This is a genomic window from Streptomyces phaeochromogenes (genome assembly GCF_001418655.1).
In the GTDB taxonomy this organism is placed as follows: Bacteria; Actinomycetota; Actinomycetes; order Streptomycetales; family Streptomycetaceae; genus Streptomyces; species Streptomyces phaeochromogenes.
Genome location: NZ_LIQZ01000171.1, coordinates 1 through 13,868, shown reverse-complemented (window position 1 = coordinate 13,868; position 13,868 = coordinate 1). Strand labels below are relative to the sequence as shown.

12 protein-coding genes are annotated in these 13,868 nt (G+C 69.6%); 5 read left to right on the top strand and 7 right to left on the bottom strand.

Annotated elements, in window-relative coordinates:
• Positions 1–102 precede the first annotated feature (102 nt).
• Together AOK17_RS23575 and AOK17_RS23570 are read right to left on the bottom strand one after the other, a co-directional pair.
• A complete protein-coding gene (locus AOK17_RS23575) occupies positions 103–627 on the bottom strand; it encodes a hypothetical protein (RefSeq protein ID WP_055614535.1) in 525 nt (174 codons plus the stop codon).
• A gap of 101 nt (positions 628–728) precedes the next feature.
• The gene (locus AOK17_RS23570; protein WP_055614534.1) at positions 729–1,208 is read right to left on the bottom strand and encodes a PPOX class F420-dependent oxidoreductase; all 480 of its coding nucleotides are present in this window, start codon (positions 1,206–1,208) and stop codon (positions 729–731) included.
• Between the two features lie 286 nt (positions 1,209–1,494).
• Here AOK17_RS23570 and AOK17_RS23565 point away from each other — a divergent pair, with 286 nt between their 5' ends.
• Positions 1,495–2,124 carry a helix-turn-helix domain-containing protein gene (locus AOK17_RS23565; protein WP_055614537.1) on the top strand — a complete coding sequence of 210 codons (630 nt, stop codon included), beginning with the start codon at positions 1,495–1,497 and terminating at the stop codon, positions 2,122–2,124.
• Positions 2,125–2,376: 252 nt separating this feature from the next.
• On the opposite strand, the gene AOK17_RS23560 is transcribed toward AOK17_RS23565, so the two are convergent.
• Positions 2,377–3,402 (bottom strand): ATP-dependent 6-phosphofructokinase, encoded by a 1,026-nt coding sequence (locus AOK17_RS23560; protein WP_055614533.1) that lies wholly within the window; start codon positions 3,400–3,402, stop codon positions 2,377–2,379.
• 275 nt (positions 3,403–3,677) lie between these two features.
• Between AOK17_RS23560 and pta the strand changes: the two genes are divergently transcribed.
• From pta to pyk, 3 genes are all read left to right on the top strand, one after another.
• Positions 3,678–5,813, top strand: coding sequence for a phosphate acetyltransferase (gene pta / locus AOK17_RS23555; protein WP_055614532.1), 2,136 nt, complete (start codon positions 3,678–3,680; stop codon positions 5,811–5,813).
• A complete protein-coding gene (locus AOK17_RS23550) occupies positions 5,810–7,030 on the top strand; it encodes an acetate kinase (protein WP_055614531.1) in 1,221 nt (406 codons plus the stop codon). The genes pta and AOK17_RS23550 overlap by 4 nt, the downstream gene beginning before the upstream one ends.
• A 144-nt stretch (positions 7,031–7,174) precedes the next feature.
• On the top strand, positions 7,175–8,593 hold the full coding sequence (gene pyk, locus AOK17_RS23545) for a pyruvate kinase (RefSeq protein WP_055614530.1): 1,419 nt from the start codon (positions 7,175–7,177) through the stop codon (positions 8,591–8,593).
• 172 nt (positions 8,594–8,765) lie between these two features.
• On the opposite strand, the gene AOK17_RS23540 is transcribed toward pyk, so the two are convergent.
• The 4 genes from AOK17_RS23540 to AOK17_RS23525 all read right to left on the bottom strand — a co-directional run bounded on the left by AOK17_RS23540 (position 8,766) and on the right by AOK17_RS23525 (position 12,941).
• On the bottom strand, positions 8,766–10,064 hold the full coding sequence (locus tag AOK17_RS23540; RefSeq protein ID WP_055614529.1) for a hypothetical protein: 1,299 nt from the start codon (positions 10,062–10,064) through the stop codon (positions 8,766–8,768).
• Complete coding sequence (locus tag AOK17_RS23535; RefSeq protein ID WP_055614528.1) at positions 10,054–10,593, bottom strand: DUF6114 domain-containing protein; 540 nt, start codon at positions 10,591–10,593, stop codon at positions 10,054–10,056. Before AOK17_RS23535 ends, AOK17_RS23540 begins: the two co-directional genes overlap by 11 nt.
• Before the next feature lie 102 nt (positions 10,594–10,695).
• Positions 10,696–11,331: a DUF6230 family protein gene (locus AOK17_RS23530; RefSeq protein ID WP_055614527.1), complete on the bottom strand. Its 636-nt coding sequence runs from the start codon at positions 11,329–11,331 to the stop codon at positions 10,696–10,698.
• A 620-nt stretch (positions 11,332–11,951) separates the two neighbouring features.
• Positions 11,952–12,941 carry a tetratricopeptide repeat protein gene (locus AOK17_RS23525; RefSeq protein ID WP_055614526.1) on the bottom strand — a complete coding sequence of 330 codons (990 nt, stop codon included), beginning with the start codon at positions 12,939–12,941 and terminating at the stop codon, positions 11,952–11,954.
• A 258-nt stretch (positions 12,942–13,199) separates the two neighbouring features.
• On the opposite strand from AOK17_RS23525, the gene AOK17_RS23520 reads away from it, so the two are divergent.
• On the top strand, positions 13,200–13,829 hold the full coding sequence (locus AOK17_RS23520; RefSeq protein ID WP_055614536.1) for a TetR/AcrR family transcriptional regulator: 630 nt from the start codon (positions 13,200–13,202) through the stop codon (positions 13,827–13,829).
• Positions 13,830–13,868 lie beyond the last annotated feature (39 nt).

Genomic DNA, 13,868 nt, shown 5'->3' with positions numbered 1-13,868 from the left:
GGGTTTGCGTTGGGTGGGGCGGTCAAGGGGTGAGGGGGCTACGCCTGTTCCTCAGTCCCCGAAACCTTGAGCTCTCACCCGGCACCCGCCCCCTTCAGGCGGTCAGCCCACCGGCGAAGTCGCGAATTCGTGCCAGGTCGCAGCCGTGCGGCCGGTCTGCTTGAGCAGCTGGGCCGGTTCGGACGGGGCGGGCCAGAACTGCAGCAGGTAGCGGTCGTCGGTCTGGGGCTCGTCGTCCTCCCGGACGTTCTTGCTCCGGCCGGCGTCCATACCGGAGGCGGAGTACCGCACGCGGTAGTCACGCTCCTCCAGGCCCAGCTCCCACCAGTCCTTCCGGTTCCACTGCCGCAGCTTCGTCTCCTGCGACACCGGCCGGAACGGGACCTCGACGATCTCCTCCCACGTCTCGTCCAGCGCGGGCCTGCTGTCATGCAGCTCGGCGGTGAAGCCGACGCCGCCGATCCACAGACCGGTCAGCAGAAGCAGCGCCCCATCCGTGCCGGCCCCGCAGAGCCCGACACCCTCCTGCCCGGCGAAGGCGTCATGCAGGCCGCAGTCGTCCTCGCCGCTCCCCACGAAGATCTGTCCGTAGTCGACATGCACCTCGTCATCGACAAGCACCTTCATTGAACCCGCCTTCGCCTGGGCCGACTTGGTCCCCGAATCCTGTCAGCCGACACTGACAACGGGACGGGCAGGCTCGTATCGAAGAGGAAGACGCGCCGGCATCACTCGGCGGGTTCGGCGGCCTCGGGAACATCGGACGCATCGGGAATCCCGGGAAGCACCCCGGGCCGGAACTTCTCCACGCCCACCACATGCCGCACCCGCGTCGGCTCGATCAGGATCATCACGCGCCGTTCCCCCGGCAGCAGCCACGGATACCGGTCCTCGCCGATGTACTTCAGCGTGAGCCGGTCCATGGCCCGCTCGGCCACCTCGCCCTCGACGAAGCGGACGACCCGCCCCCGGATCTCCACCCGGTCGTAGGGGTTCCCGGTGTCGTGATGGGACAGAGAAACGAACGGATTGCGCCGAAGATTCTCCTCCTTCACGCGGCCCATTGACGTGTTGACCATGACGTACTCGTCTTCGAGGTCCGCCCACATTGGCGAGATCTGCGGCGCCCCGTCGGCGCCCACGGTCGCCAGATGCCAGAAGTTCGGCGCCAGCAGTCGCTCGCGAATATGCCCTTCGATCCTGCTCACGGCGCTTGCCACCCTCAATCCGTACTTCCGGCTCGTCCGCACGAGCCCCTGCCCGACATCCTGATCTCCACACCACTCGGCCACCAGCTGATCTTCGGCCACCCCGAACAGACCTCGGTCAGACATCCGAAACCGTAGGTTCGCACGATCCGTAATCCTGGCCGAACAGACCGTAGTCACCGCAGCCCCGCACCCATACGTTGTGCGCGTGCACCAACCGTCGGCCCAACAGCCCACTCCGCCCTTCGACGCCCCGGCCGCCCGCAAGCTGCGTCTCGCCCTCCGTATGGGGCCCGAGCATGTCGCGTACGGCATGCAGGCCTCGTTCGGGCTTCCCTATGTGACCCCGGACCTCGTCGTCGCCTGGGAGCGTGGGATAGCCGCTCCGACCAGTACCGAACTGACCGCACTCGCGGGCGTGTTGTGGTGCTCGCCGGGCGATCTCATCGGCGCGCCGCGGACGTTGCGCGAGCACCGGATCGCGCGCGGTCTCGCGGCCGAGGACGTCGCGCGCGCCGTGGGGCTCGAACTCCTCGTGTACGTACGGATGGAGGAGGCGGACGAGTGGCGCGGCAACGAGCGTCAGTCCTCGGCGCTCGCCGAGGTGCTCGACCTCTCCCTGGCGGACCTCGTCACGGTCACCGGCCACGAGACGAAGCTGGCGGAGATGCTGCGCAACGCCGTGACGACCCGCTGGCAGGCGTACGTACGCCCGGTGGGCAAGCTGCTGCCGCTGGACCGGCGGCTCGTGGGTGATGTGCTGCGGGCCCTGCACACCGAGTACCAGGGGCAGATGGTGGCCACGCTGAGCTGGAGCGGCGGTGCGGCGGCCGGTGAGGCCGACGACGCGGGCCGGGACTTCCTGGACCGGATCGTCGACCGCTTCTGGTCGGTGGTCCAGCGCAACAGCGCCTGACGCCGGCCGGCAGCCGGCGGCACCTGACAGCGCCTGACAACTGACAACTGTCGGCAGCGGCTGCCGCGAAGCCCCTGCCGGACCGACTTCGTCCAGACCGCCCGGGCCGACTCCGCCCCGACCGTCCGGGCAGAACCGTCCCGACCGTTCGGGCAGACCCGCGACGACCGCCCGGGCAGGCCTCGAACGACCGCCCGGCAGACCCGCCGAAGCCCCCTCGACCAACCGGCCCTCTAAGAAGACCGACTCCGCCTAGAAGACCGACTCCGCCTCGTCCATCCGGTCCTTCGGGACCGTCTTGAGTTCGGTGGTCGCCTCTGCCAGCGGGACCATCACCACGTCCGTGCCGCGCAGCGCGGTCATCCGGCCGAAGTCGGACCGGTGCGCGGCCTCGACCGCGTGCCATCCGAAGCGCGTCGCGAGCACCCGGTCGTACGCGGTCGGTGTGCCGCCGCGCTGGATGTGGCCGAGGATGACCGGCTTGGCCTCCTTGCCGAGGCGGCGCTCCAGTTCGTACGCGAGCGCCGTGCCGATGCCCTGGAAGCGCTCGTGGCCGAACTGGTCGATCGCTCCGTGGCCGTAGTCCATGGTGCCCTCGGCGGGGTGGGCGCCCTCGGCGACGCAGACGACGGCGAACTTCTTGCCGCGCGCGAAGCGTTCCTCGACCATCTTGACCAGGTCGGCCGGGTCGAAGGCCCGCTCGGGCAGGCAGATGCCGTGGGCGCCGGCGGCCATGCCGGACTCCAGGGCGATCCAGCCGGCGTGCCGGCCCATGACCTCGACGACCATCACCCGCTGGTGGGACTCGGCGGTCGTCTTGAGGCGGTCCATCGCCTCGGTGGCGACACCGACCGCGGTGTCGAAACCGAAGGTGCGGTCCGTCGAGGAGATGTCGTTGTCGATCGTCTTGGGGACGCCGACCACCGGCAGGCCCGCGTCCGACAGCATGCGCGCCGCCGTCAGGGTGCCCTCGCCGCCGATCGGGATCAGCACGTCGATGCCGAACTCGCGGGCCATGTCCTGCGCGTTCTCGCAGGCCTCGCGGAGGCGGTCGCGCTGGAGGCGGGAGGAGCCGAGGATGGTGCCGCCGCGGGCCAGGATGCCGCTGACGGCGTCCAGGTCGAGGCCCCGGTAGTGGCCTTCGAGCAGTCCCGCGTAACCGTCCTCGAAGCCGATGACCTCGTCTCCGTAGTTCGTGACGGCTCGGTGCACGACCGACCGGATCACTGCGTTCAGCCCCGGGCAGTCGCCGCCTGCGGTGAGAACTCCGATGCGCATCGTGCTGTGTCTCCTGCTCGCTGTTGGGCTGTTTCTCCTGTGGTACCTGAGAGCCAGTCCGATTGTTTCATGGGCGACAGGGGGGCGCTGTCCGCGCCCGTCGCGCCTGCGCACGCCCTCGGCGCGCCCCTCAAGCCTCCGCTCCCCCTCGGCGGAGCCGCCGTCCGCCCCCGCCGTGACGGGCGTCCTAACCATGCCCGGAGGTATTGTCAAGAGGGCACAGCCGATGATAACGGCTGTCTTTTTACCGCTATCGGAGGAAACGGAGAGCACGCGTGACGCGCAGCGTGTACGTGACCGGGATCGACCGAGGAGACGGCCGCCAGGTCATCGAGCTGGGAGTCATGGAGCTCCTGACCCGCCAGGTCGACCGGGTGGGGGTGTTCCGCCCCCTCGTCCACGACGGGCCCGACCGTCTCTTCGAGCTGCTGCGGGCCCGCTACCGGCTGGCCCAGGACCCGGCGACGGTCTACGGGATGGACTACCACGAGGCGTCCGCGCTCCAGGCCGAGCAGGGCGCCGACGAACTGATCTCGCAGCTCGTCGACCGCTTCCACCAGGTGGCCCGCGACTACGACGTCGTCCTCGTTCTCGGTACGGACTACGCGGACACCCAGTTCCCCGACGAGCTCGCGCTCAACGCCCGGCTGGCGAACGAGTTCGGCGCCGGCGTGATCCCGGTCGTGGGCGGCCGCAACCAGACCTCGGAGTCGGTGCTCGCGGAGACCCGCAACGCCTTCCGCGCCTACGACGGCCTCGGCTGCGACGTACTCGCGATGGTGGTGAACCGGGTCGCCCCGGCCGACCGCGCGGAGATACACGAGCGGCTCGACAACCGCCTCCCCGTGCCGTGTTACGTGCTGCCGGACGAGCCCGCGCTCTCCGCGCCGACGGTCGCCCAGATCACCCACGCCCTCGGCGGCAAGGTGCTCCTCGGCGACGACTCGGGGCTCGCGCGCGACGCGCTGAACTTCGTCTTCGGCGGCGCCATGCTGCCGAACTTCCTGGGCGCGCTGACCCCGGGCTGCATGGTCGTGACCCCCGGCGACCGCGCCGACCTCGTGGTGGGCGCCCTCGCCGCGCACAGCGCCGGCACCCCGCCCATCGCGGGCGTCCTGCTCACCCTGAACGAGCGCCCGAGCGACCTCGTCCTGACCCTCGCCGCCCGTCTCGCGCCCGGCACCCCGGTGGTCGCGGTCGAGACCGGCTCCTTCCTCACCGCGTCCGAACTCTTCGGCATGGAGGGGAAGTTGAACGCGGCGACGCCCCGCAAGGCGGAGCGGGCCCTCGGCCTCTTCGAGCGGTACGTGGACACCGGCGGCCTGCTGAAGCGGGTCTCGGCGCCCAGCAGCGGCCGGGTCACGCCGATGATGTTCGAGCACAAGCTCCTTGAGCAGGCCCGCTCCGACAAGCGGCGCGTCGTGCTGCCCGAGGGCACGGAGGCCCGTGTCCTGCACGCCGCCGAGGTGCTGCTGCGCCGCGGCGTCTGCGACCTCACGCTGCTCGGCCCGGTCGACCAGATCACCAAGAAGGCCGCCGACCTCGGCATCGACCTCGGCGGCGCCCAGCTGATCGACCCGCAGACCTCCGAGCTGCGCGACCGCTTCGCCGAGAAGTACGCCCAGCTCCGGGCCCACAAGGGCGTATCCGTCGAGCTGGCGTACGACGTCGTGTCGGACGTGAACTACTTCGGCACGCTGATGGTCGAGGAGGGCTTGGCCGACGGCATGGTGTCCGGGGCCGTGCACTCCACGGCGGCCACCATCCGCCCGGCCTTCGAGATCATCAAGACGAAGCCGGACGCCTCCATCGTCTCGTCGGTCTTCTTCATGTGCCTCGCCGACAAGGTCCTCGTGTACGGCGACTGCGCGGTCAACCCCGACCCGAACGCCGAGCAGTTGGCCGACATCGCCATCCAGTCCGCCGCCACCGCCGAGCAGTTCGGGGTCGAGCCGCGGATCGCGATGCTCTCGTACTCGACCGGCACGTCCGGCTCAGGCGCGGACGTCGACAAGGTGCGCACGGCCACCGAGCTGGTCCGCTCGCGCCGCGACGACCTGAAGATCGAGGGGCCGATCCAGTACGACGCCGCCGTCGAGCCGACCGTCGCGGCCACCAAGCTGCCGGGGTCGGAGGTCGCCGGACAGGCGTCCGTACTGATCTTCCCGGACCTCAACACCGGCAACAACACGTACAAGGCCGTGCAGCGTTCGGCCGGCGCGATCGCCGTCGGGCCGGTCCTCCAGGGCCTGCGCAAGCCGGTCAACGACCTGTCCCGCGGCGCCCTGGTCGGGGACATCGTGAACACCGTCGCCATCACGGCGATCCAGGCCCAGGCCGCCCAGCAGGGCCCCGAAGCCACCGCCCCATCCACGTCCGCGTCCCCGACCCAGAAGGCCTCCGCCCAGTGACCGCCACCCGCGTCCTCGTCCTCAACTCCGGCTCCTCGTCGGTGAAGTACCAGCTGCTCGACATGAGCGACAGCAGCCGGCTGGCGGTAGGGCTCGTCGAGCGCATCGGCGAGGAGACCTCCCGGCTGAAGCACACGCCCCTCTCCACCGGCGAGACCCGCGAGACGACCGGGCCGATCGCCGACCACGAAGCGGCCCTGAAGGCCGTCGCCGAGGAGCTGGCCAAGGACGGGCTCGGCCTGGACTCCCCCGAGCTGGCCGCGATCGGCCACCGGGTCGTGCACGGCGGCAAGACCTTCACCCAGCCGACCGTCATCGACGACGCCGTCCTCGCCGAGATCGAGCGCCTCATCCCGGTGGCACCCCTGCACAACCCGGCCAACCTCACCGGTATCCGTACCGCGCAGGCACTGCGCCCGGACCTCCCGCAGGTCGCCGTCTTCGACACGGCCTTCCACACGACGATGCCGGAGGCCGCGGCCCGCTACGCGATCGACGTGAAGACCGCCGACGAGTACCGCATCCGCCGGTACGGCTTCCACGGCACCTCGCACGCGTACGTGTCCCGCGCGACCGCCGAGCTGCTCGGCAAGTCGCCGGAGGAGGTGAACGTCATCGTGCTGCACCTCGGCAACGGCGCCTCGGCGTCGGCGGTCGAGAAGGGCCGGTGCGTGGACACCTCCATGGGGCTGACGCCCTTGGAGGGGCTCGTGATGGGTACGCGGTCCGGTGACATGGATCCCGCGGTCATCTTCCATTTGATGCGTGTTGGCGGGATGTCCACGGACGAGATCGACACTCTTCTCAACAAGAAGAGCGGTCTGATCGGCCTGTGCGGCGACAACGACATGCGGGAGATCCGCCGCCGCATCGACGAAGGTGCCGAGGACGCCGCACAGGCCCAACTCGCCTTCGACATCTACATACACAGGCTGAAGAAGTACATCGGCGCGTACTACGCGGTGCTCGGCACGGTCGACGCGGTCGCCTTCACGGCGGGCGTCGGCGAGAACGCCGCCCCCGTGCGCGAGGCCGCGATCGCGGGCCTGGAGGCGCTGGGCCTGGCGGTCGACGGCGAGCTGAACGCCGTACGGTCCGGCGAGCCGCGCCTGATCTCGCCCGAGGGGGCGCGGGTCGCGGTGGCCGTCGTACCGACCGACGAGGAACTGGAGATCGCCGACCAGACCTACGCACTCGTGAGGAACGGGAACGCCTGAGGAGCCGCCGGTGAGCAGCCGACGAGCCGCTCGAAGAGAGCACCGAGGAAGCCGGCCAGGCCCACGCCTGAGCGCGTACCCGCCCATTTGTATCTTCCACCAGACGGAATATTCCGTAGCGAAACAAACCGATAGGATCGCCCCATGCGCCGTTCCAAAATCGTCTGCACACTGGGCCCCGCCGTCGACTCCCACGAACAGCTCGTCTCGCTGATCGAGGCCGGCATGAGCGTGGCCCGTTTCAACTTCAGCCACGGTTCCCACGCCGAGCACCTGGGCCGTTACGAGCGGGTCCGGGCCGCCGCCCAGGAGACGGGCCGCGCCATCGGCGTGCTCGCCGACCTGCAGGGCCCGAAGATCCGCCTTGAGACCTTCGCCGAGGGCCCCGTGGAGCTGGAGCGGGGTGACGAGTTCACCATCACGACCGATGACGTCCCGGGCGACAAGTCGATCTGCGGCACCACGTACAAGGGTCTGCCGGGCGATGTCTCCAAGGGCGACCAGGTCCTGATCAACGACGGCAACGTCGAACTGCGGGTCGTCGCCGTCGAGGGCCCCCAGGTCAGGACGATCGTCATCGAGGGCGGTGTCATCTCGGACCACAAGGGCATCAACCTGCCCGGCACGGCCGTGAACGTGCCGGCGCTGTCCGAGAAGGACGTCGAGGACCTGCGCTTCGCCCTGCGGATGGGCTGCGACCTGGTGGCGCTGTCCTTCGTGCGCGACGCCCACGACGTGAACGACGTGCACAAGATCATGGACGAGGAGGGCCGCCGGGTCCCCGTCATCGCCAAGGTGGAGAAGCCGCAGGCGGTGGAGAACATGGAGGCCGTCGTCGCGGCCTTCGACGGTGTGATGGTGGCCCGTGGCGACCTCGCCGTCGAGTACCCCCTGGAAAAGGTCCCGATGGTGCAGAAGCGCCTCGTGGAGCTGTGCCGGCGCAACGCCAAGCCGGTGATCGTGGCGACCCAGATGATGGAGTCGATGATCACCAACTCCCGCCCCACGCGCGCCGAGGCGTCCGACGTCGCCAACGCGATCCTGGACGGGGCGGACGCGGTCATGCTGTCGGCCGAGTCGAGCGTGGGCGCGTATCCGATCGAGACCGTCAAGACGATGTCGAAGATCGTCGTCGCGGCCGAGCAGGAGCTGCTCTCCAAGGGCCTGCAGCCGCTCGTGCCCGGCAAGAAGCCGCGTACGCAGGGTGGTTCGGTGGCCCGTGCCGCGTGCGAGATCGCGGACTTCCTGGGGGGCAAGGGCCTGGTGGCCTTCACCAACTCCGGTGACACGGCCCGCCGGCTCTCCCGCTACCGCGCCGAGCAGCCGATCGTGGCCTTCACCACGGAGGAGGGCACCCGCAACCAGCTCGCGCTGAGCTGGGGCGTCGAGTCCTACGTCGTGCCGTTCGTGCACAGCACCGACGAGATGGTCGACCTGGTCGACCAGGAGCTGCGCAAGCTCAACCGCTTCAGCGAGGGCGACATCGTCGTGATGACCGCCGGCTCGCCCCCCGGCGTCCCCGGCACCACCAACATGGTCCGCGTGCACCACCTGGGCGGCTGATCCGCCCGGTACGGCCGCCGTGCCGCCTGTCGGCCCGTACGGCCGCTGTACGCCGCTGAGGGCGCCCCCTGCCGCGCAGGGGGCGCCCTCAGCGTGTTTTGCGGCTCCCGGAGGTATGTGGGCTCCGGTGGGCGCTCGGAGGGCCGCGTACGGCCCGTCCGTCGCGTCCGGGTCAGTCGGTCGTGAACTGGTGCATGCCGGGGACGGTCAGCGTCCCGCCGAACTGGGCGGCCTGAATGACCTTCACCTTCGTGAAGTAGATCAGCGGGATGTTCAGCGGCGGCGGGTGCTCCGGGTCGAACGTGATCGGGATCAGACCGAGCAGGTTGCCGGAGATGCTCTCCGTGTACATGACCGTCTTGCCCTCGCGGATGGTGGACGTGGTGCCCTTGCCCGCCTGCACGTGGTAGGTCTTGCCGGCCTGCTTGTCGGTGACCGTCTGGTGCAGGTCACCGATGTCGGTGCCGTCGGAGATCACGTACTTGAGGACCTCCTTGACCTTGCCGCTGGCCGTCTTCACCTTGACGATGCCCTGGTAGTCGGCGCCCTTGAGCAGGAGTGAACTGGCCTCCAGCTGCCAGGGGTCGTCGGCCAGGGCGGGAATGCCCTGCTCGACACCGCCCTCGTCGTCCGTGGCGGCCGGGCAGTCGTCCGGGTCGGTGGTGGAGCTCGCGGACGGGCTGGGGGTCGGCGACGCGGTGGCGTCGTCGGCCGCCTCCTCCGCCTTGTCCGCGGTGTCCTCGGCGGCGTCCGTCGCCGCGTCGGTGACGTCCTTGACCGTGTCCTCGGCCTTGTCCACCGTGTCCTTGACCGGGTCCTCGGCCTTGTCCGTAGACGTCTCGGCGGGCTTCTCGGCCGCGGGGGTCGACGCGGAGGGAGTCGGGGTCGGGGTCGCCGTCTCCTCCTCGTCGGGGGTGAAGATGTCCTTGATCGCCTCGCCGAGCCCCAGGGGGTCGAGCGGGTTCTTCGACTCGGACGCCGAGGGGGTGGGCGTCGGCTCGGTGTTCTCGGCGGGCGCCTTGGACTCCGAGGCGGACGGCGTCGGTTCGGGCTTGTCGTCGGAACCTGAATCCGACGAAGAGCCCGAGCCCGGCGTGTCCGAACCCGACGGGTCCGAAGCGCTCGGCTCCTTCTCATCGTCCGCGGGAGCGCTCGTCGAGGCGGAGGGCGACGGCGTGGGGGACGCGTCGTCCTTGGCCTCTTCGGTCTCCTCCTCCAACGCGTCGACGCAGTCCTTGTACTCGTCGATCGTCAGGTTCTTCGCCGACGGCTTGTCCTCGGCCCGGGCGAGCGTCGGCGTGAAGCCCATCCCCATGAGGATGGCCGTCGGCATCGACGCGATGGCTATCGCCTTGCCCGCGGGCACGTGCAACCTGGTGAACAACGGCTTCTTGGGGGCTGCGTGCCGCGGCCCGGTTCTCTCACGGGACTCCCCCGCGGGGCCCGCGTATTGGACCTCGTCAGCCGGCACTGTGCCTCCCGTTCGCCCCGTTGGTCGGGCTCGTTCCTGACAGATCGTTCGGCTCGCTCGCGCCGTTGGCCAGTGCGGCCTCCGGAGCGTCTCCCTTGTCCGTACGGTCCGTCTCGGCCGGGCGCGCGGCGGGCTCCTCGCCCGGGGCCCAGGCCACGGCCATGCCGCCGCCCACGAGGGACAGCAGGAAGCCGACGAAGAAGCCTCCGAAGTTGGACACCGGCAGCGAGACCAGGCCCAGCAGGATCGCCGCGACACCGGCGAAGGTCCGGATGTGCTTCTGGTACCAGAGGCTGATTCCGAGAACACCCAGGAGCACGCCGATGATGAGGGACCCCGCACCCGCGGTCGTCGCCATGGCGAGCGTGAGATGCCCGATCTGCAGATTCGCGTACGGAAGGTATGCGATCGGGAATCCGGCGATCAGGATGAACAGGCCCGCCCAGAACGGCCGGCCGCCCCGCCAGGCACGGAACCGCAGCCGCCAGATGTGGAATTGACCGCGCGCGGCAGGAGTCTCGGCGCTCATGGAAAACAGCTCCCTGGAACGGCGTTGCTGAGGGTTTCACGTACTACGAAAAGGGACGGGCGGGTGAGGCAGCGCAGGCTCCCTCACCCGCCCACGGAGTGCCTAGTAGCACTCCTTGACACCCTTGGACAGCGACATCTTCAGGCCGCTGAGCTTGAAGGTGCCGGCGGTGGTCGCCCACGCCGTCTGCTTCACATCGGTCAGCGTGGCCGACTCGGCCTGCTGGGCGAAACCGTAGGGGTTCGCCTGCTCCTTGCCGCCCTTCATGCCGGGACCCTTGGTGGCGTCTCCGGCGGCAACACCGATGTCGATGTTGCGGAAGGTCGCGTTGGCCTGCAGATCCTCGACGTCGATGTAGAGGTTCTCGGCCTCGACCGGCGTGCTGCCGCCGCCGGCCTTCAGCGTGAGGCTGACGGAACCGATCAACGGGATGTCCGGGGTGACCACGGACTGGCACATGTTCGTGATCTTGGCGCTCTTGAACGCCGACACCGCAACCGGGTGCGCCGTCTTCTCACCCTTGAGCGTGTAGCCCTGGTCGATGGCCCCGTACTGCGAGAAGCCAACACCGTCGAGCCGGTCCGCCGTCACCTTGAACGACTGGCCCGACACGCTGAACGACGCGGCGAGAGCACCCTGAGCCAGGGCGACACCTATCGCGGCGGTCGCGGCCACGCTGGGCACCATGACTACCGCGAACCGCTTCCATCTGGTCCCGCCACGCACCTGGGACTCCATATTTCCTCCTTCTCGGACGTACATCTCCGGCCCTGGCTGCCCCCAGACGGCGGCTCAGCCGGGCAGGGATGGGAGAAGTGCTACGTCCTCGGGAAGGAGAGCGCCCCAACCCGGAGGCGCGGAACGCACCCGAATCACCGGCGATCACCCCCGAGCGACAACCACTGGTCGCGCCTGAACACTTCACGCACAACCTGCCGGACAGGCTCCACCGAACGGCGAAGACCCCCCTGCCCAAGGGCCGGCGCCACTGCCGCCGTCCCTACTCGGTGGGGACCCAAGGAAACCCGCTGACCCGATTGGCTGTCGGGGAAGGGGAATGGACCGAGCGTCGCCGATCGTGGTGCATTCTCGCCGCCCGCACAAGGGGGTTCGTTACTGGCTAGTAACGGCCGGATAACCGAACAACGACCCGTCGGTATCGGCCGACAACTCTGGGTGGCACCAAGGGTGGTGACAAAGTGATCGAACCTTGGACGGAATCCGACAGATCACCGCCCCTGACTTACTCGCAGTAACAGCGACCGCGTTTACCAAGTTTTGGTAAAACGCGGTCGCAGTATCGCTCTGTCGCCAAATTCTTCACTCGGGCACCACGGGTCCCGACGTTTAGCGACTGGTCAGAACAGGGCCCGGGCCAGCGCCCGGCGCGCCGCGGCGACACGCGGGTCGTCGGCGCCCACCACCTCGAAGAGCTCAAGAAGCCGTACGCGCGCCGCGTCCCGGTCGTCACCCGCTGTACGCGCCACCGCGTCGACGAGCCGCCCGAAGGCGTCCTCGACATGGCCGCCCACCAGGTCCAGGTCGGCGGCGGCGATCTGCGCCGGTACGTCACCGGGGTTGTCGGCGGCCTCCTTGCGCACCTGCTGGGGGTCGGCGCCCTGCACCCGCTGGAGCAACTCGGCCTGGGCGAGGCCCAGCTTGGCCTCCGTGTTGCCCGGGTCGTCGCTCAGCACGTTCTTGTACGCCTGCACCGCGCCGCCGAAGTCGCCCGCGTCCAGGGCCTGTACGGCTGCTTCGAGCAGCGCGTCGTACGGACCGGCCGGGACCTGGGCCTCCACGGGCTGCCCGCTCTGCGCGCCCTGCTCACCGTCCGGGTCGACGGTCAGGCCCGTCAGACCGAAGCGCTCCTCGGCGACCTGCACGAGCTGGTCGAGGGTGCCCCGGATCTGGGCCTCGGGTGCGGCGCCCTGGAAGAGCGGCAGGGCCTGACCGGCCACCACCGCGAACACCGCCGGGATCCCCTGGATCCCGAACTGCTGCATCAGCATCTGATTCGCGTCGACGTCGATCTTGGCGAGGACGAACCGGCCGTTGTACTCAACGGTGAGCCGCTCCAGGAGCGGGCTGAGCTGCTTGCACGGCTCGCACCACTCGGCCCAGAAGTCGATGACGACCGGCACTTCGGTGGAGCGCTGCAGGACGTCCCGCTCAAAACCCGCCTCGTCGACGTCGATGACGAGACTCGACGGCGACACCGCGGAGACGGCTCCGCCGCCCTGCCGCGCCGCTTCCGCACGCGCCTGCTCCGCCTTCGCCTTGGCCTCTTGGGCCGCCTTCACCGCGGCGAGGTCGACGACTCCGCTCATGGACATGTTCCGTGGCTGCATGCGTCTATCCTCCCCCCTCCGCGCGCCTTCGTGAAAAGCGTTGTGAAAGCTGGTCGATCGCGTGGTCCAGTACTGGTCAACGTCGGTCCTGGCGCCGGGTCCCCACCTGGCGCCGCACGGTTGTCGCTCACACACGAGCTTTCGCTACGGGTCGTAGCGTAACTGGCTGCATGGGATCGCGGGAAGCCCACTCCGGTGATCTCCCTCACGACTCCACGGAATCCCCTTACACAGCAGTCCCCAGATATGGTCACCGGCATGCAGAGCCGCACCTCCGCCCCCCGTACCGGGCGTCCCCGCAGCGCCGCCGCGGACGCCGCGATCCTGGCGGCGACGCGGGCGGCTCTCGTCGAACTGGGCTGGTCCAAGCTGACGCTGGGGGATGTGGCGACGCGTGCCGGGGTCGCCAAGACAACCCTCTACCGGCGGTGGGCGGGCAAGAACGAGCTCGTGGTCGACGCGGTGGCGGCGCTCTTCGACGAGCTGGAGCTGCCCGACCGGGGGAGCCTCGCGGCGGACATCGAGGGCGTGGTGCTCCAGTTCGCGGCGATCCTCGCGCGGCCTGAGGCGAAGAGCGGGCTCATGGCTGTGCTCGCCGAGTCGACGCGGGACGACGCGCTGCGGGAGCGGATCCGCGCGTCGGTCGTCGACCGCCAGAAACGGCTGGTCCTCGAAGGGCGACGGCGGGCCCAGGTCCGTGGCGAACTCCCGCCGGAGTCCGACCCCTCGACCGCCGCCCGCACGGTCGACCTCATCTTCGACATGGTCGCCGGTGCGGTGGTCCACCGCACCCTCGTCTGCGCCGAACCGGTCACCCCGACGTGGGTCCACGACTTCACCCGGGTCCTACTGCTGGGCTTGTCGGGCGCGGCCACCCCGGAGTCCTGACCTTTTTCCGCCCCCGCCGCCCCTACCCATTCCCGTCCC